We start from the raw sequence: 17,102 nt of genomic DNA on the forward strand, positions 1-17,102 counted from the left end.
GGAACGCTCGCCGCCGGTCTCCCTTTCTTGTCAGATCTGTCGCCAGCCCACGTCAGGCGCTACCGGACAGTGGTGTGAACAGTGACGTTGGAGGCAGGCGCGACACGGTCTCGTGAAGCGCCGGCGGAAGACCTTCCACGTTCGAGAGACAGGTAACAGACATGCGCAACCTCACGCACACTCGCCGGGCCCTCGCCATGGCCGCGCTGTTCGGCACGGCCCTGCTCGGGGCGCAGGCGACTCCGGTGAACGCCGCCGCGGTAACGTGCAGCGGTTACGGGTGCGACCACAAGGATCCGGTGGACACCGGCTGTTCGGCCGGTTCCACGGTGGTCGACAAGAAGAGCACCGCAAAGGGCGTATTCGAACTCCGGTGGTCGCCCAACTGCCAGACCAACTGGGTCCGGACCCCCGGCTATGCCGGTGGCGGGCAATATCTCAAGTTCACGGTGTGCGACTACACCGCGAGCGGCACCGCGTTCTGCGATTCTTTCAGCACCCAGCCGACCAAGGGTCTGCACTACGGGAACATGGTGTATTCCCGATCGCAGAACTGCGCGAGAGGCCGCGCCTACTGGGGTTCGGGCGGCGCGAACCAGGTCCTCCTGGCTTCCAGCAAGTGCTAGCCCCCCTCACCGGGTGATAGGTCCGGCTTCGGCCGGATGAACCGGCGGCGCGACGGAACCGGGGTACGGACGCGCCGGCGAGCCGTGGCCACCGCGACCTGGCGGCGTGCGGCGGCGCGGGCGCAGCCGGCGGGCCTCGATCGACGGGCGCCACGGTGGAACACGAGGGCCTTCGGGATCACGGTGCAGATGTCGCAGTCCACACCGAACCCGGAGGCCTTCCCGCATTTACGAGATCATCGGCGGCGCCCCGGCCACCGTGTCGAGAAGGGTCGGAGACGGGAACCGGGCTGAAAGGGATGAGTGACCGCTGGGTGAGGTTTCACCACTCCACGCCAGGAAAATTACCCTGCGTAGCAGGTCGATTACAAATAGTTTGCCTTGGTGATGGCCTCCTGGTAGGCGGGGGCACGAGCAGTGGCTGGACGGCGGGGAGCGTGGCGATGGCGATCAGTTTCAGCGTCTTCGCGACCTCGCCGGACGACGACTCCAGTGACACCGCCCTGACCGACGTGCTCGCCCGGGCGCTCCGGGCGCTGCCCGATCCCCGGAGCTGGCGGTCGGATCGCAACGGCATCTGGTGCCGCCTCGGCCGGAACGGTTCGGCGCTCCGGTCCCAAGGCTGGAAGCTGCACGTGTCGGCGACCCCGGCATCGGCGGCGGAGGTGCTCACCCGGTCTCTCACGGTGCTGCTGGGTTCGCGGTCGGCGTTCAAGTTCGCCGCCACGATCGATCACGTGGCGACGCTGACCGCGCGTAACACCGCACGCGGCCATGCGGGCAAGTTCATCACCGTCTACCCCGACACCGATGCCGAAGCGGCCCGTCTCGCCGGCGAGCTGCACCTGGCGACGGCGGGCCTGGCAGGGCCCCGGATCCTCTCCGACCGCCCGTACACCCAGGGCAGTCTCGTTCACTACCGGTACGGCGCGTTCGTCGAACAGCGTCAGCTGACCAACGACGGGTTCTATGTGTGGGTCATCACCGGTCCCGACGGCGAACCCGTGGAGGACCAGCGGCTCGGCCGGTACACGCCGCCGTCCTGGGTCGCCTGTCCCTTCCCCGACAACGGCCTGGGCTCCGCCCACGGCCCGCAGGGCGGAGGCGTGCTGCTCGGGGACCGGTTCCAGGTCCGGGAGGCGATCCGTCATACCAACAAGGGCGGGGTGTACCGGGCACTGGACACCCGCACCGGCGACATGGTGGTCATCAAGGAGGCGCGCCCGCACATCGCCGCCGACGAGTCGGGCCGGGACACGTGCGATCTGCTTCGGGCCGAGGCCCGTGCGCTGAAGGCGATCGAACATCTGAGACTGGCCCCCGCCCTCGTCACGCTGTTCACCCAGAGCGGGCACCTGTTCATGGCCGAGGAGATGATTCCGGGGGTGACGTTGCGCCAGTGGGCCCACGAGCTGATCGCCGAACTCGGCTGGGGGCCGCACCTTCCCCAGGCGCTCGCCCTGGCCGGGCGGCTGACGGAGTCGATGACCGCCGCACACGAGGCCGGGCTCGTGCTGCGCGACTTCAACCCCGGCAACATCATGGTGCGCCCCGACGGCAGCCCGGTGCTGATCGATCTGGAGATGGCCGCGTTCGACAGGGACCCGGCCGCCGGACCCCTGCGCGGGGGCACGCCCGGATACGGAGCGCCCGAACAGTGGGCCGGGGCGGCGCCCGCGGTGTCGGCCGATCACTACAGCCTGGGCGCGACCCTGTGTTACCTGTGCACCGGCGCGCCTGTCCACCTGCTGCCGGAGCGACCGCACGCCAGGCCCCTGGCCGACCGCCTCACCGCATGGCTGGCGGCCCGCGCCGACGGCGCTCTGCCACCCGGGCTGACCCGTTTGCTGGTCGGGCTGATGGCCGAGGAGCCCGGCCGGCGCTGGACGGCGTCGCAGGCGCGCGACGTGCTGGCCGCCCAGACGCCGCGCCGGGCCACGCATCAGGACCGCCGCGACACCCGGGAGATCCGGCGCGACGCCGAACCCAGCGGGCTGCGGGAGGAGTGCGCGCGGGCCGTCACCGGCCTCACCGGCTACCTCATCGGGGCGATGGACCCGAAGTCGGAGCGCCTGTGGCCGGGCACCTGCGCCCATGGAGCCCCGGACCCGCTCTGCGTTCAGCACGGCGCCGCCGGCCCGCTGGCCGTACTCGCCCGGTGTTTCGAGCACACCGGGGAGCCTCGGGTGGCGGAGGCGATCGACGTCGCGGGCCGATGGATCGCCGAGCGGCTGGAAGCCGGTGAGAGGAGACCTGCCGGGCTGTACTTCGGCACCGCGGGCGCCGCCTGGTCGCTGCTGGAGGCGGGCCGGGCGCTGAGCGATGACCGGCTCGTCGGCACCGCGGTCGCCGTGGCCCGCGCCCTTCCGGCGTCGATCCCGATCCCCGACATCACCCATGGCACCGCGGGTGTCGGGCTCACGGCCCTGCACCTGTGGCGGCGCACCGGCGAGGCGTTCTTCGCCGGCCGGGCCAACGCCGCCGCGGACGCCCTCATCGCCACCGCCGACCAGCGGACCGAACCCCTGAGCTGGCCCGCACAGCCCGATTACGCGTCCCGGATGACCGGCAAGCGCCTGTACGGGTTCGCGCACGGAATCGCCGGCGTCGGATACTTCCTGCTCGCCTGCGCGCAGGCCACCGGCCGGGCCGACTGCCTGTCGCTGGCCGGGCGCGTCGGCGACACGCTGCTGACGGCGGCGACCACCGGCCGCACCGCCATGTGGGGCTCCGGCCCCGGCGACGAGCCCACCGCGCCGTACTGGTGCCACGGTTCGGGCGGCATCGCCGCGTTCCTGGTCCGGCTGCATCAGGCCACCGGCGACGAGCGATACGCCCAGTTCGCCGGCAGGTCGGCCCAGGCCGTCATCGATCACTTCTGGCGCCCGGTGCTGGGTCAGTGTCACGGGCTGGCCGGCAACGGCGACCTGCTGCTCGACATGGCGGCGATGACCGGCGACGACCGGTATGCGGCCGCCGCCTGGCGGCAGGCCCGCATCATCCTGGCCAGCGGGGCACACCGCGACGGGAATCTGGTGGTCCCCGACGACCACGCCGACGTCTCCGCCACCTGGGGAGACGGGGTGAGCGGTGTCCTGGCCTTCCTGCTGCGGCTGTGCCACGGTTCGCCGCGGTTCTGGATGGCCGACTCCGCCCCGACCACCCAAGGTCACCGGCGATGACCACCGTCACTCGTGCGCGTCGGCCCGCATCGCGAAGTCGGCCCGGCGACGACCACACCAGGCCGGGGCGCCCCCTCACCCGCGCCGATCTCAGCAAGACGGCGGTCCCCGGCGTCTCACCGGCCCGGACCACCGCCCCGCACCACACAAGTGAAGGAGGTGAGAAATGGAGACGTTGGAGATCGACCTGGTGGCCTCGTTGCGGGAACTGCCCGAAACCGAGCCCACCGAGATCGACGGGATCCAAGCCGCGGACACGTGCGCCTGCGTGGGCCTGTTGACGGTGCTGAACACCGTCTGCATCGGCATCTCGTGCTGACGGTCAGCACGGCGAATGCCGTACGGCGGGCCCGGGACGTGTAGCGGCCCGGTACCGCAACCTCGACGAACACAGGTAAAGCGGCGGCTGAAGGCCGATCCGCGACCCCCGGACGAGGCCGTGGCCTCGACACATCTGCCGCCGGGCGGCCGGTCGCCCGGCGGCAGTGTGGTGTCGGGGCAGGCGTCCGCACAGGGGTGCCGGCACGCGGTGCGTTCCTTCGTTCACCCGGCCATTCTGCCAGTCACGCCGTGATCGGATTCAGCGTGATCGGGCGTGGAACCCCGGGCGTTCACGGCCGAGAAGCTGACCGCACGGTGGCTCCGGTCGCGCCGGAGCGATGACACCGCATATTTCCAGACGTAGGCGACCGGTTCCTTTCTGCCATGTCGAGAACGGCTATTCTGAGCCTTCGCGCCATCCATTTCACCCTGTGCGGAAGGGGATACCGGATTGCCGCATCGAGCGAGGCCGACCGTCACACTGCGTGACGTTGCGGCGGCGGCAGGCGTGTCGGTCGCGACCGCCTCGCGGGCGCTCGGCGGCGGGACCCGCACGGTGACCCCGGAGAACGTGCGGAAGGTCCTGGCGGCCGCCTCGGCGCTGCGCTACACGGTCGACGTCTCCGCGCGGGCGATGAACCGCAAGAGCGACGCCATCGTGCTGGTCGCCGATGACCTGACCAGCCCTTCGATCGCCGTCGTGCTCGCCGCCATGGAACGGCGGGCCCGCCTGGTGGACGGGTTCGTCACCGTCTCCTCCACACGTGGCATTCCCGAGCGGCAGCTGGAGACCGTCCGGAAGCTCTGCGCGTTCCGGCCGCGGGCGCTGGTGCTCACCTCCAGCCGGATCGAGGCGACGGCGTTCAACGGGGGTCTCCTCGACGAGTTGCTCGCCTACGAGCACAACGGCGGCCGGGTGGTGATCTACGGGAGCATCGACCTGCCGTTCGACTCGATCGGCGTCGACGACCGCGGCTCCGCCCGGCTGATGGGCGCCCACCTGGCCGGCACCGGGCACCGGCGGGTGGTGATCCTGGCCGGGACCCTGGACCGGGCCTTCTCCGCCGCCCGTGCCGCGGGGTGCGTGGAAGGACTGGTCACCGGTGGCGTGCGGGACGTGCGGATCATCACCACCGAGGTCAGCAGGCAGGGCGGCTTCGACGCGGTCACCCGGCTGATCCGCGAGGGCCTGGCCGAGACGGATGCGATCGTCGCCGTCAACGACACCGTCGCCGTCGGCGCGCTGTCGGCGTGCCGGGCCGCCGGGGTCGCCGTGCCGGACCGGGTGTCCGTGGCCGGCTTCGACGACATCCCGCTCGCGCGGGACGTGACGCCCCAGCTGACCACCGTCGCCGTGCCGTTCGCGGACATCGGCGCACGAGCGATCAGGCTCGCCCTGACCACCAGGGCGGCAGCGGGGGAGATCACGCGCGAGACGGTCAGGGGCACCCTCGTCGTGCGGGACAGCACGGCGGCCCGCCCGCGCTGACGAGCGCTCCGCCGATGCCGGCCGTACCTCACCGGAGTCCGCATGCCACGGCCGCCCGGTCTGAAGGCCGGGGCACCGCGGACAAATCCGGTGATCGTCCACCGCCAGGAGGTCACGCCGTGCCGTCCGTCGTGACAGAGGATCTCCAACGGGATCCGGCAGAGGATCAGTACGGTGTTCCTCATGGCTGGTCCTCTGGAACCCGACGACCCGCGGCGTCTCGGCGAGTTCACCCTCGCCGGGCGGCTCGGCCAAGGCGGTCAGGGCGTCGTCTACCTCGCGCACTCGCCGGCGGGCGAACCCGTGGCGGTCAAGGTGCTGCTCCGGGACGACGCCGAGGCGAGGGAACGGCTGTCCCGCGAACTGGCCGCGATGGAGAGTGTGGCCTCCTTCTGCATCGCCCGCGTGCTCACCGCCTCGCTCGACCCGCCCCGGCCGTACGTCGTGAGCGAGTTCGTGGACGGGCCGTCGCTGGACGCGCGGGTGCGCGAGCGCGGGCCGTTGCGGGGCGGTGAGCTGGAGAGACTGGTGGTCGGTACGGCGACCGCCCTGGCCGCCATCCATTCGGCCGGGGTGGTCCACCGCGACTTCAAACCGGCCAACGTCCTGCTCGGCCCCGACGGCGCGCGGGTCGTCGACTTCGGTATCGCGCGGGCGCGTGACTCCACGGCCATGACCAGCGTCCTGATCGGCACCCCCGCCTACTTCGCGCCTGAGCAGATCGCGGGGGAGGTCGCCACGCCCGCCTCGGACGTCTTCGCCTGGGCGGCCACCATGCTCTTCGCGGCCACGGGCCGGTCCCCGTTCGCGGCCGGCACCATCCCGGCCACGCTCCAGCGCATCGTCAGCCACGAGCCCGACCTGTCGGAGGTGCCGCCGTCGCTGCGGGAGGTGCTCGCGGCGGCCCTCGCGAAGGATCCCGGGCGCCGGCCGGCCTCGCATGAGGCGCTGGCCCGGCTGATCGGGGCCGCTCCCGCCGCCGGTCAGGAGATCGCCGGGGTGCCGGCGACCGAGCCCGCCGGCCCGGCGCTCCAACGGTCCCGCACCGTCTCGCCGGCGGTCGTCGCGGTGACGGCAGCGGTGGTGGCAGCGGTGGTGGCGGTGGCGGTAGGCGTGTGGCTGGGCGTCGATCGCGAGCGGGATACCCCGGCCGTGGTCGGCGGCACGTCCACACCCGCCGCCGCCTCCACCCCCTCGGAACCGCGGGTCACCGCCACCTCCCGGCCGACGTCCGGCGAGTCGGCGGGGCCGGGCGCCACCCCGCGGCCCACCGCCACGGGCCCCGGCGCCGAGGCGCTCGCCACCGACAGGTTCGAGCGCGAGGTGAGCGACGGTTTCGGCCGGGCCGACCTCGGGGGCGAGTGGCTGGTGGGCGATCCGGCCGGCGCCTACTCCGTGGACGAAGGCGCGGGGCGGATCGGCATCTCCGAACCGGGTTCCGGCCGCAGCGCCTATCTCGGCGAACTGTCGTCGCCGGACACGGACCTCGCCGTCACCCTCGGGCTGGGTGACAAGCCGCTCACGGGCAAAGGGCTCTACGCGTCGGCCGTGGGACGGAAGATCGCCGGCGCCGGCACCTATCGCGCCGTGGTCACCTTCCGCCCAGACGGCGGGACCGCACTCGAACTGCGGCGGTCCGACGGCGAAGGCGCGGAGACCGCGATCAGCGGCGAGCAGATCGTGCCGGAAGTGTCCTCGACCGCCGCGGTGCGCGTGCGCGTCCAGGTCACGGGGACTTCGCCCACCACGCTGCGTGCCAAGGTCTGGCAGGCCGGCGGCGCCGAACCGGCCTGGCAGCTGAGCGCGACCGATTCGACGCCCGCGCTCCAGGCCCCAGGGGGCGCCGGCCTTCTCGCCTTCCTCTCCGCCTCGGCCACCGACGTCCCGGTCACCCTGACCGTCGACGACCTCGACCTGACGGAACCGGCCGGATAGCGCCCGCCCGCACCGCCGTTCAGGAGGGGTACGGCAGGAGCGTCTTGTCGATCTCCTCCCAGCGGGTGCGCAACTCGGCCAGCAACGCCGGGTCCCGCCTGCCGTGATCGGCCTGTTCCCGCTGGTCGCCCGCCAGGTCGTAGAGCGCCTCGCCACCGGCGGTGCGCAGATACTTCCAGTCGCCGCGACGCAGCGCCCGGGCCGACCTGGTCCGCCAGAACAGTTCGCGGCGCGGCGGCCGTGCCCCCTTGAGCAGATACGGAATGAGGCTGTGGCCGTCCAGGGGGTGGTCGGGGGACGGCTGGACGCCCGCTGCCTCAAGGATCGTCGCCGTCCAGTCGTGCGTGACGACCGGGACCCGGCTGACCTGGCCGGGCCGGATCGCCGCGGGCCAGCGCACGATGTTCGGCACCCGGATGCCGCCCTCGTTGAGGCCGCCCTTGCCTCCGCTCAGCGGCCATTGGTACGACCAGCGTTCGCCACCGTTGTCGCTGCTGAACAGCACGATGGTGTCGCGTTCCCGGCCGCCGGCGCGCAGCGCGGCCAACACCCGGCCGATCGCGGAGTCGAGGCTCTCGACCATCTTCCGGTACGTCTCCAGCGAACCGCCGTCGCGATGGGAGAGCGCCTGCGTGTCACCGGCCTTGATCCGGGCGGTGATCTCCGCGCTGACCTTCCGGTCGCCGGGCGCCTCCCAGGGCCAGTGGGGGGCGGTGAAGTTGAGGTTGAGCAGCCACGGCCGGTCGTGGTCCCGCCGTACGAAGTCGGCGGCCCGGTCGGCGATCGTGTCGGTGTAGTAGTCCAGCGACTCGGCCGGCACCTCGCCTTCGTAGAGGTCGACACCGGTGGACGAGATCTTGGAGTAGTAGTCGACGGCTCCGGACAGGTTGCCGAAGAAGACGTCCCAGCCGGACTTGATGGGGCTGTACCAGGGCAGGAAGCCGCAGTGCCATTTCCCGAACATGGCCGTGGCGTAGCCGCCGGCCTTGAGCAGGGAGGCGAGCGTCGGATGCGCGGGCGGGATGCCGACCAACTCGTGGGGCCGGCTGATCGGTTCCTCCAGTCCGCCGCGCAGCCGTCCGGGATAGCGGCCGGTGTAGAGCGCGAACCGGGTGGGTGAGCAGACCGCGGCCGCCGAGTAGGCGTCGGTGAAACGGAGCCCCTCGCGGGCCAGGCGATCCAGGTTCGGCGTGCGGATGTGCGTTGACCCGTAGCTGCTCAGGTCGGCCCAGCCCAGGTCGTCGCCGAGGATCACCAGCACGTTGGGGCGGGGGAGGCGGCCCTTGCCCGGCTCGGCCCGGAACTCCTGCTCGGTGACTCCCGCGTCCGCCTGCCCACCGGGCAGCACCGCGCCCGCGACCGCCGCGGCGGTCACCGTTCCCATCGTCGCGGCCACCCTGCGCCTGCTGACACCGCGTTCCATTAACCCTCTATTCCTATCTGTTTACTAACCGATAGGAATAGTAGGAAATTATGGCGATCTACGCAATGCACAAGAAGACCCCGTGCACGTCCCTCGAACTCCCCGCACGACGGGGATTTGACCTCGCCGCCACTCCGGGCTGTCGGTCACGTGGCATCACGACCATCATCTTGACCTGCGGTTTTGGGAATGCCGACGGGAGGCGGATGGTTGTGTAACACCATGCGCGGGCCGTACGGCCGCTCGTCGGGAGTCTCCGGCGGCGGCCGGGACCGGGCACGCGGGCGAAGACGCCCGCTCGGACCTCGACGACGACGCGGGTCCCTCTGATCCAGGCGAACAGCACGCGGTCCAGGCATGCGCCGGCCACGTGACCACGCCTGCGTGCGTGAACGCGGAGCCCGTTTCCCCGGGTGAAACCCGGCACCGACGCGGTCCGGCCGCGATCACGGCCTCCCGACTACCGAGCGATCCTCAGCGATGCCCCGAACCCCCTCACAGGAGGACCCGGCATGACCCTGTCCCGAATCACCCGCACCCTGCGTACCTTCACTGCCGCCGGCCTGCTGGCCGCGGCCACCGCCACGGCCGGCGTCGCCGTACTGGGCCCCGCGCACGCCGCGTCGGCGGACCAGCACCGGCCCGTCAACGTCGGCGCCGTCCACGAGGGCCGGGCCGCCCCGCTCACCTATGGCCAGGACGTTTCCAACTACCAGCCCGACCACGACTGGAACGCCAGCCAGGCCGAGTTCGGCATCGTCAAGGCCACCGAGGGGCTGGACTTCCGAGACGAGGCATTCGCCCGGCACTGGAAGGAGCTGGACAAGAAGGGCATCGTGCGCGGCGCCTACCACTTCGGCCACCCCGCGAACGACCCGATCGCCGAGGCGGACCACTTCCTGTCGATGGTCGACGGGCAGCCCGCCAAGGCCGGTGACCTGCTGGTACTCGACATGGAGACCACGGACGGCGAGTCCGCCGCCAAGGTGAACGCCTGGGCCAAGGCGTGGCTCGGCCACGTGAAGGCCAAGACCGGCGTCGCCCCGATGCTCTACAGCGGCTGGGACTTCGCCGACACCCACGGTTCCGGTCTGTCCGGGTACCCCCTGTGGGTGGCCCAGTACAGCAAGCCGAAGGGTACGGTCACCCCGCCCGCCGACTGGAAGTCCTGGACCATCCACCAGTACTCCGACACCCCCATCGACCAGAACGTCTCCTCGCTCACCCCCGATCAGCTCCGCGGCCTGGGCCGCCCCGCCCACTGATCGCACACCCGGCCGGCGGCGTGGGCCGTTCGAATGCCGGCGCCGCCGTCCACAGCGATGGCCGGGATGATATGCACCTGCACGTCCGTATTCGTGGCGTCAAGCAGCGCACATAGGTTCGGCTCTCATCGCGTTTAACGGTTGGGGGTATGGTGAAAATCCGTGGATGTATCCGGATCACTCATCTCTTTTGCCCTTATCGTGGGATTACTTACGATCACGCCTGGTTTGGACACGGCGCTGATCTTGCGTACCTCGCTCCTTGTCGACAGAAGATCAGCCTGGGCCGTGGTTCTCGGCATTCAGGCCGGAACGCTGCTGTGGGGTCTTCTGACAGCTGCCGGGCTGTCCGCCCTCCTTGCGACCTCTTCCCTCGCCTACGAGATGCTGCGCTGGGCAGGCGTCGTCTACCTGGTGTGGATGGGTGGCAAGATGCTCTGGCACAGCCGTAGGGGTGACGCAGGTGAGGCGACGGCGTCTGAACAGCCTGAGAGCGGTGGATGGTGGCAGGCGTTCCGTCGCGGCCTGCTGACCAATGTGCTCAACCCGAAGGTGGGTGCCTTCTACGTCGCGATGCTTCCTCAGTTCATTCCCGACGACGTGCCTCACGCCGCGATGGGTGTCCTGCTGGCAGGTGTCCATGTGTGCGAAGGGCTGTTGTGGAGTGCCTTGCTCATCGGGTTCGCCGGTCTGGTGCGTGGCTGGTTGCGCAAGCCGTCGGTCAGGCGTGGCCTGGATCGACTCACCGGTCTCATCGTGATCGGGTTCGGCCTACGGCTGGCAGCGCAACAGTCGTGAATCACCAGCGGGATCTCGGTGAACTCCTACCCGCGAGCAGCCGACACGACCCGACCTGATTTGCGGTCGTGGTCACGACCGCTTACGCTGGCCATTGCCGAAGACCGCTGGTTGTCTCCGAGCCGCACCGGCCCGGAGACCGAAGGACCTCACGGAAGTGAGCGACCCGCGCAGGTGTGATGGAAGCCTTAAGCCGGGTGCCCCATGGGTGCCCGCCGCTATGAGAGCCCCCGCGCACCGCGCTGGGGGCTCGTCCCGTTTCAGGGCCCCCTTCCCCAGCGGCACATCTGGAAGGAGGCCCATGGCGAAGGCGGATAAGGCAACGGCCGTAGCCGACCTCAAGAACAACTTTGAGGGCTCCAACGCTGCCGTGCTCACCGAGTACCGCGGGCTCACCGTCGCACAGCTCAAGGAACTGCGGCTGTCGCTCAGTGGGAACGCGAAGTTCGCCGTGGTGAAGAACACGCTCACCAAGATCGCGGCCAACCAGGCAGGGATCAGCCACCTGGACGACCTTCTTGAAGGTCCGTCCGCGATCGCGTTCGTCAAGGGCGACGTGGTCGAGGCCGCGAAGGGTCTGCGTGACTTCGCCAAGGCGAATCCCCTGCTGGTCATCAAGGGTGGTGTCGTCGACGGCAAGTCGATGACCCCCGCCGAGATCGCCAAGCTGGCGGACCTGGAGTCCCGCGAGGTTCTCCTCGCCAAGCTCGCAGGCGCGATGAAGGCGAAGCAGGGCCACGCCGCTGCCGTGTTCAACGCGCTGCCCACCAACATGGCCCAGCTCGCCGAGGCACTCCGCGTCAAGCGCGAGACCGCAGGCGAGTAGCAGCCGAGGGGGACGCCCGCACCGGGCGCCTCCACCCGCTCACACCCCACACACGGAGGAATCATGGCGAAGCTCAGCACCGAAGACCTGCTCGACACCTTCAAGGAGATGACCCTCCTTGAGCTGTCCGAGTTCGTGAAGCTGTTCGAGGACACCTTCGACGTCAAGGCCGCCGCCCCGGTCGCCGCCGCTGCCGCCCCGGCCGCCGGCTCCGCCGAGGCCGACGCCCCCGAGGAGCAGGACGAGTTCGACGTCATCCTCGAGGCTGCCGGTGACAAGAAGATCCAGGTCATCAAGGAGGTTCGCGCACTGACGAGCCTCGGCCTCAAGGAGGCCAAGGACCTGGTCGACGGCGCGCCGAAGGCGCTGCTGGAGAAGGTCAACAAGGAAGCCGCGGAGAAGGCCAAGGCCGCCCTGGAGGGCGCCGGCGCCACCGTCACCGTCAAGTGACGCTCTAAACGCCTCATCGAGAGGGCGGTCCACCCAGGTGCCGGGTGGGCCGCCCTTTTCGCTGCCCAGATCGTGGCGAGACGTGAGTCCACACCGTCGTCACCGTGCGCCTTCCCACCACTCACCTGGGAGGACGCATGCCTCCGCCGCCCGTCGCCGACCCGATCATGGTCCGCCGGCTCTGCTCGCCCTGTACCTCGGCATCCACGTCACCGGTGAACACCGGCACCGTGAGTACGTGGCCGCCTCCCGCCTGCGCCACGACAAGCGCGGCGATTGAACCGGTCAGGCGTGCGGACGGATCCGGCGGGGCCGACGGTGCGTGCCCTGCCGGATGCCTTCGATCAGGTGCAGGGGCTCGTGGACCAATTGAGGTAGCCGGTGACCCTGCCCCAGGTCACGACCTCACCGTTACAGTGTTCCGTCTTGACCCCGACCAATCTGGTGCGCGCGGAGTCGGAGAAGAACTGGGAGTTGCACATGTAGCCGGCCCTACAGGCAGGGAGGGCGGCTTGCGCGCTGGCCGGTACGGTGGCGAGCGCGGCGGTGGCCAAGACCACGACGGCCAGTACGCGACGAATCATGAATCGTCCTTCCTGAGTACGAACCAGTACAGAGGTCCTGCGACTTCATGGGCAGCCCAACCGATGATCGAAATGATCCGTCCTATAGGAAGAAAACGCAAGGGGGACTCATATTCCACCACGTCCTGTAGAACGACGATCACGTTTATGCATTTGTCGCGACGTCAGCTCCGCAGGGTTCCGCTACCGGCCGTCCCTTGTCGATGTCATTCGGCAACGCCGCCGGCGAACGGCATCGTCTGCCATTGGTCGACGGCCGGCTTCAAAAACTCCATCAACGGGGGGAGTTGCGGCACGAGCGTGAGGGAGGCGATGACCCGCAGCATCCCCACGGCGTTCACGAAGCCCAGGACATGCTCGTTCAACGGCCTCATGCCGTTGCGCCGCGCGCCGCGGTTGTAGGCGGACTCGAGGTCGGGCCCGAGGGCGGCCAGGTCCCACTCAACCGGGCCCAGCGTGACCAGCTCGAAGTCGGCGTAGAGGGCCCCGTCCACCCCGGAGAAGATGTTCGCGGGCGGGGAGTCGCCGTGGATAGGCTGGAGGTCGATCCCCGGGAACGCTCTTTCGAACGCCGTGCGTGAGCGCACGAGAGGTTCCAGGACCTGCCACTCGCGGCGTGCGCGGTCCAGATCGGTCGGACCGATGAGGTCGGGGCGCTTTTCGAGCAGCGCAAGGCTTTCTGCGATGAACTGCGGTTCGGCCGCGGACAGAAACGACAGTCGGCCCGGGTATGCGCGCATCGCGGCGTGCAGGTCAGCGGTAATTTCGGAGTTCGCCACGTAGTCGGGCTCTTTGTCGCGGCCTTCCTCGACGAACTGCCAGAACGTCATCGAGAACCCGTCGCGCTGAACGGGTTCCAGTGGCACGAGAGGGCTGGGAGGGATCACGCGGGTTCCCTGGGCTGCGAGCCACCGTGTCACGTCCAGTTCCGCCTGCTGGCGGCGTACCAGGGAATCGAGGCCCGCGTAGCGCGGCAGGACGGTGGGAATCCGGGCCACGACCGGAGAGGGCGCAAGGTGGACAACGACGGAGAACAGGTCATGGAGCACCTTGGCATCAGCCACGGTGAGTCCGAGATCACGCCCTGCTCCGACAGCCGCGTCGACTGCGGCGGAGGTGCGTTGGGCGATGTGTTGTGGTGTCAGGAACTCGATCACGGCTCGATCGTCGCATGTTCGCAGAGTGGATAAACGACGGCGCACGCACCACCAGTGAGCTCACGCCATCGTCGTCGCCCACGTCTACGCCGTCGCCGACCCCGTCGGCCAGCTCCACGGACACCTCACTTCACGTCATCACGTCGACGGCACTCACAGCCACCAGTCCGGCATCACCGCTGCCCCCGACATCGGAGCGCACCACCAAACCCAAGCCCCGCCACACCGAAGTCAAGACGCCGCAGCCGTCCGCGCCGGCCACCGACCCGGCAATCGCGCCGACCGTGCCGTCGCTGACTCAGCCCTCCGACGCCCCGGCCGCCACCGTGTCACCAGCTGGGCCGACGCCGGAGCAGTCCCGCTCGTGCCCTCCCCCGGCTGGCGGGCGAATGGTGGCGGTGGGTGCGCCGGTGCCGGCCCCGACCGCGCCCCTGGAGGGCGTCCGGCTGCGCATTCGGGCAGGGATCAGGCTTCCTGCCCGAGGGCGAGCCGCCACGTGAGCACGGCGTCGGCTCCTCACACCGGCACAGCAGCCCTTCGGCTGCGGCCTGGTGGCGGGCGAGCAGGATCGCGGCGAGGCGGCGCACCACTTCGCGGTCGGCGTTTCCGGCAGGCCAGGTGCACGCTGGTCAGCGCCCGAGCAGGATGCTGATCTGCGAACCGAACTCCCGGAAACCGAGCGCTCGGGCCACCCGTCGCGACGGCTCCGGCCGCGCCCTCCACTGCGGCACCAACCCGTTCGCCATCGCGTCGGCAGCCGCCGCCGAGGCCACCCGACGAGCCAAGCCACGACCACGATGGCCCGGGGCGGTCAAGACGGACAGATGCGCCGCCATGCCCAGCCATGCCCGATATCCAGCGGCAGCGATCACAGCCCGCCCTTCGCGAATCGCGAAGGCAGTCGAAGCGATCTCCTCCAGACCGCTCTCCTCCGCGTCCTGCCGGCCCACCGAGGCCACCAGCTCGCGAATATCGTGATGATCCGCCGGCAGGCTCTCGACCTCGCTCTCGGTATGAGCGGCAACGAAATCCCCAGCGTCGAGGTATGCCAGTGTCGCCGGGCCCAGAACGTCGAGGGCGGGCAGCTGAGGCGGAAGCAGAGCAAGATCAATATTGGTTCGAGCGATATAGCGGAGCAGCGTGCCCCGCACCGGCGCTATCAAGTCAGCGCTCGGTACGGTGGCCAGGACCGCTCCGTCCAGCGCGATGACGCCCGCCCACCCCGGCGGGCACAACCACGATCCCGGCGAGACCACGATACTCACGCCCCCACGTTCGGGAAACGCGACAGGAACACGAGCCAGGTCCGCCCACAACTGGCGCGCCCGATCCAAGGAACTCCGCGACATTCCTCGATGATCCCCGCTGGCAAGGCACGCGACCAACCTGTTTATGGCCCAGGGGCCACTCCGAATCGCTGGCCAAGTCCGAGAAACGTGCAGCGCTCGAAAGATCGTTGCCTCTTATTGGCCATGACTTGCCACTGGTACGAGGACCCCGACCAGCCTGGGGAGCGCGTCTTCATCCCCCTGCTGCGGCGAACGCGTCCAAGACCCGGACGCCGAATGCCGCTGCGGGCTCCCCGTTGACGAGCTGCGCCGTCTCCGCCGCGATTTGGTCGCCGCCCGCCACGAGATCACCACCCAGGCCCGCGACTACTCAGCCCTCTACTCCGCCGTCGCCGCGGAGAAACGAGCGGTCCGCTGACCGGGCTGCGTTATGACTGGCCTTCTCTATATTTGCGGGATGCTGCGATTATTCGTCGTTCTTCATCCTGTCTGGTTCGCCACCGGGCTGATGGTGGCCAGGCTGCTGTTGATCGTCGGTCTGGCGATGGGTACGACCGCTGTCGGCTTCGGCGGCGAGTGGCAAGGCACCTTCGTCAACGCCGTGATCACGCTGGTGGCGTTGGGCCTGACCGCCTGGCTCGGCTGGTGGCGGGAGACCGGGCTGACCGTGATCAGGCCGCTGGCGTGGTGGCCGGTGATCGGGCTGGCCGTCAGCGCCGCGAGTTACCTGCCCTACGGTATCGATCCTGCCAGGCGTGACCTGCTGCCGTTCCTGGTCGGGATCGCTCTGGTCGGTGTCAACGAGGAGTTGTTCTACCGCGGGGTGGCGCAGCACGCCATGACGCCGCTCGGCCGCTGGCGGTGCTGTCTGCTGGTGGGCGCCCTGTTCGGCGTGGGCCACGTCAGCCGCTACATCCTGACGGGCGGTTCTCCCGTGGACACCGTCTTGCTGGTCGCCGAGACCGCCGTGTTCGGTTTCGCCTACGCCGCGGTCCGCTACCGGAGTGGAGCCCTTCTGCCGCTGATCGTCCTGCATGCGGCGGAGGACACCGTCCTTCTGCTCAACCACGAACACGTCCCCCTCCTGCACGAGGTCCTGATGACCGTGGCCCTGGCGGCCTGGGGGTGCGTGGTGCTCGCGGGAAGGCGTCGTACGGCGAGCGGTTAGCGCGACGCCCGATTCGTCGGCCGGACAGGAGCGTCACGGCCGTCGCCGTATCTATGGACCGACAGAGCGTCGCCGTTCGTCCGCGCGGTCATCCACCACACAGACAGCGAAACCACCCTCCGCACCCACAACGCCAGGGTGATCCGGCCCAGCAACGCCGGGAACACCGTCCTGCCCGCCGCGGTGTCCCACACGACCAGCTCGCCGTCTGACCACCGCGAGCAGGGCAGCATGATCCCCCGCTACATCGCCTGGCGCAACCGCAAACACCGACAACCCCCGCCTATGAAAGATCGTCAATAGGGCGAACGTGGCCAGACGCGGCACTAGGCCGGGGTAATGCGGAGCAGGCCCACCGCGTTCTTGGTGAGGGAGAGTACGCGGTTGAACTCGGCGGGACGGTCCATGCTGAAGATCGCGTTCCGGGCAAACGTCGTGGTCTTGTTGTGGTTGTAGTTGTTATTGGTCGCGTCGACCAGCCAGGCCTCCACCCGGATCCGGTCGCCGAACACGCTCTTCGGGATGCTGCGGATGGTCAGCTTGGTCGACCGGTTCCTGGTGCCGGTCTCGGCCTGGTAGTTCCAGTACA

At 69.7% G+C, this 17,102-nt stretch carries 15 protein-coding genes; 10 read left to right on the plus strand and 5 right to left on the minus strand.

Translation table 11 applies throughout. From position 1 onward, the window contains the following. Positions 1–161: 161 nt before the first annotated feature. The 5 genes from MBA17_RS39565 (at position 162) to MBA17_RS39585 (ending at position 7,553) form a co-directional block, all read left to right on the plus strand. Positions 162–626: a DUF2690 domain-containing protein gene (locus MBA17_RS39565; RefSeq protein ID WP_238502854.1), complete on the plus strand. Its 465-nt coding sequence runs from the start codon at positions 162–164 to the stop codon at positions 624–626. Between the two features lie 443 nt (positions 627–1,069). Next, on the plus strand, positions 1,070–3,808 hold the full coding sequence (gene lanL / locus MBA17_RS39570; protein ID WP_238502855.1) for a class IV lanthionine synthetase LanL: 2,739 nt from the start codon (positions 1,070–1,072) through the stop codon (positions 3,806–3,808). Between the two features lie 166 nt (positions 3,809–3,974). Further along, positions 3,975–4,127 carry a VenA family class IV lanthipeptide gene (locus MBA17_RS39575; RefSeq protein ID WP_238502856.1) on the plus strand — a complete coding sequence of 51 codons (153 nt, stop codon included), beginning with the start codon at positions 3,975–3,977 and terminating at the stop codon, positions 4,125–4,127. A 453-nt stretch (positions 4,128–4,580) separates the two neighbouring features. Continuing rightward, positions 4,581–5,618: a LacI family DNA-binding transcriptional regulator gene (locus tag MBA17_RS39580; RefSeq protein WP_274386658.1), complete on the plus strand. Its 1,038-nt coding sequence runs from the start codon at positions 4,581–4,583 to the stop codon at positions 5,616–5,618. A gap of 183 nt (positions 5,619–5,801) precedes the next feature. Continuing rightward, the gene (locus MBA17_RS39585; RefSeq protein ID WP_238502859.1) at positions 5,802–7,553 is read left to right on the plus strand and encodes a serine/threonine-protein kinase; all 1,752 of its coding nucleotides are present in this window, start codon (positions 5,802–5,804) and stop codon (positions 7,551–7,553) included. Positions 7,554–7,572: 19 nt separating this feature from the next. Here MBA17_RS39585 and MBA17_RS39590 read toward each other — a convergent pair whose 3' ends face one another. Continuing rightward, on the minus strand, positions 7,573–8,976 hold the full coding sequence (locus tag MBA17_RS39590; protein WP_238502861.1) for a sulfatase family protein: 1,404 nt from the start codon (positions 8,974–8,976) through the stop codon (positions 7,573–7,575). A 512-nt stretch (positions 8,977–9,488) separates the two neighbouring features. Here MBA17_RS39590 and MBA17_RS39595 point away from each other — a divergent pair. From MBA17_RS39595 to rplL, 4 genes are all read left to right on the plus strand, one after another. Further along, positions 9,489–10,241 carry a glycoside hydrolase family 25 protein gene (locus tag MBA17_RS39595; protein ID WP_238502863.1) on the plus strand — a complete coding sequence of 251 codons (753 nt, stop codon included), beginning with the start codon at positions 9,489–9,491 and terminating at the stop codon, positions 10,239–10,241. A 162-nt stretch (positions 10,242–10,403) separates the two neighbouring features. After that, positions 10,404–11,039, plus strand: a complete 636-nt coding sequence (locus tag MBA17_RS39600) for a LysE family translocator (protein ID WP_238502865.1) — start codon at positions 10,404–10,406, stop codon at positions 11,037–11,039. A 301-nt stretch (positions 11,040–11,340) separates the two neighbouring features. Then, positions 11,341–11,865, plus strand: a complete 525-nt coding sequence (rplJ, locus tag MBA17_RS39605) for a 50S ribosomal protein L10 (protein WP_238502867.1) — start codon at positions 11,341–11,343, stop codon at positions 11,863–11,865. A gap of 63 nt (positions 11,866–11,928) precedes the next feature. Beyond that, positions 11,929–12,315, plus strand: coding sequence for a 50S ribosomal protein L7/L12 (gene rplL / locus MBA17_RS39610; protein ID WP_238502869.1), 387 nt, complete (start codon positions 11,929–11,931; stop codon positions 12,313–12,315). A 344-nt stretch (positions 12,316–12,659) separates the two neighbouring features. Here rplL and MBA17_RS39615 read toward each other — a convergent pair whose 3' ends face one another. The 3 genes from MBA17_RS39615 to MBA17_RS39625 all read right to left on the minus strand — a co-directional run bounded on the left by MBA17_RS39615 (position 12,660) and on the right by MBA17_RS39625 (position 15,321). Beyond that, positions 12,660–12,899 carry a DUF6289 family protein gene (locus tag MBA17_RS39615; protein WP_238502871.1) on the minus strand — a complete coding sequence of 80 codons (240 nt, stop codon included), beginning with the start codon at positions 12,897–12,899 and terminating at the stop codon, positions 12,660–12,662. A 206-nt stretch (positions 12,900–13,105) separates the two neighbouring features. Then, entirely contained in the window at positions 13,106–14,056 is a 951-nt protein-coding gene (locus MBA17_RS39620; protein ID WP_238502873.1) for a phosphotransferase, read from the minus strand. 629 nt (positions 14,057–14,685) lie between these two features. Further along, complete coding sequence (locus MBA17_RS39625) at positions 14,686–15,321, minus strand: GNAT family N-acetyltransferase (protein ID WP_238502875.1); 636 nt, start codon at positions 15,319–15,321, stop codon at positions 14,686–14,688. 481 nt (positions 15,322–15,802) lie between these two features. On the opposite strand from MBA17_RS39625, the gene MBA17_RS39630 reads away from it, so the two are divergent. Further along, positions 15,803–16,513, plus strand: a complete 711-nt coding sequence (locus tag MBA17_RS39630) for a CPBP family intramembrane glutamic endopeptidase (RefSeq protein ID WP_238502876.1) — start codon at positions 15,803–15,805, stop codon at positions 16,511–16,513. A gap of 326 nt (positions 16,514–16,839) precedes the next feature. Here the strand turns inward: MBA17_RS39630 and MBA17_RS39635 are convergent. After that, a partial coding sequence (locus tag MBA17_RS39635; protein WP_238502877.1) for a hypothetical protein occupies positions 16,840–17,102 on the minus strand: 263 nt, incomplete at its 5' end.

The sequence above is a fragment of the Dolomitihabitans soli genome (genome assembly GCF_022213955.1).
Classification (GTDB): Bacteria; Actinomycetota; Actinomycetes; order Streptosporangiales; family Streptosporangiaceae; genus Streptosporangium_A; species Streptosporangium_A soli.

What these genes read in the sequence shown, in the direction of transcription:
- MBA17_RS39575 (WP_238502856.1), top strand. Translation starts at nt 3,975, where the DNA reads ATGGAGACGTTGGAGATCGACCTGGTGGCCTCGTTGCGGGAACTGCCC.
- MBA17_RS39565 (WP_238502854.1), top strand. Translation starts at nt 162, where the DNA reads ATGCGCAACCTCACGCACACTCGCCGGGCCCTCGCCATGGCCGCGCTG.
- MBA17_RS39615 (WP_238502871.1), bottom strand. Translation starts at nt 12,899, where the DNA reads ATGATTCGTCGCGTACTGGCCGTCGTGGTCTTGGCCACCGCCGCGCTC.
- rplJ (WP_238502867.1), top strand. Translation starts at nt 11,341, where the DNA reads ATGGCGAAGGCGGATAAGGCAACGGCCGTAGCCGACCTCAAGAACAAC.
- lanL (WP_238502855.1), top strand. Translation starts at nt 1,070, where the DNA reads ATGGCGATCAGTTTCAGCGTCTTCGCGACCTCGCCGGACGACGACTCC.
- MBA17_RS39590 (WP_238502861.1), bottom strand. Translation starts at nt 8,976, where the DNA reads ATGGAACGCGGTGTCAGCAGGCGCAGGGTGGCCGCGACGATGGGAACG.
- MBA17_RS39595 (WP_238502863.1), top strand. Translation starts at nt 9,489, where the DNA reads ATGACCCTGTCCCGAATCACCCGCACCCTGCGTACCTTCACTGCCGCC.
- MBA17_RS39630 (WP_238502876.1), top strand. Translation starts at nt 15,803, where the DNA reads ATGCTGCGATTATTCGTCGTTCTTCATCCTGTCTGGTTCGCCACCGGG.
- MBA17_RS39585 (WP_238502859.1), top strand. Translation starts at nt 5,802, where the DNA reads ATGGCTGGTCCTCTGGAACCCGACGACCCGCGGCGTCTCGGCGAGTTC.
- rplL (WP_238502869.1), top strand. Translation starts at nt 11,929, where the DNA reads ATGGCGAAGCTCAGCACCGAAGACCTGCTCGACACCTTCAAGGAGATG.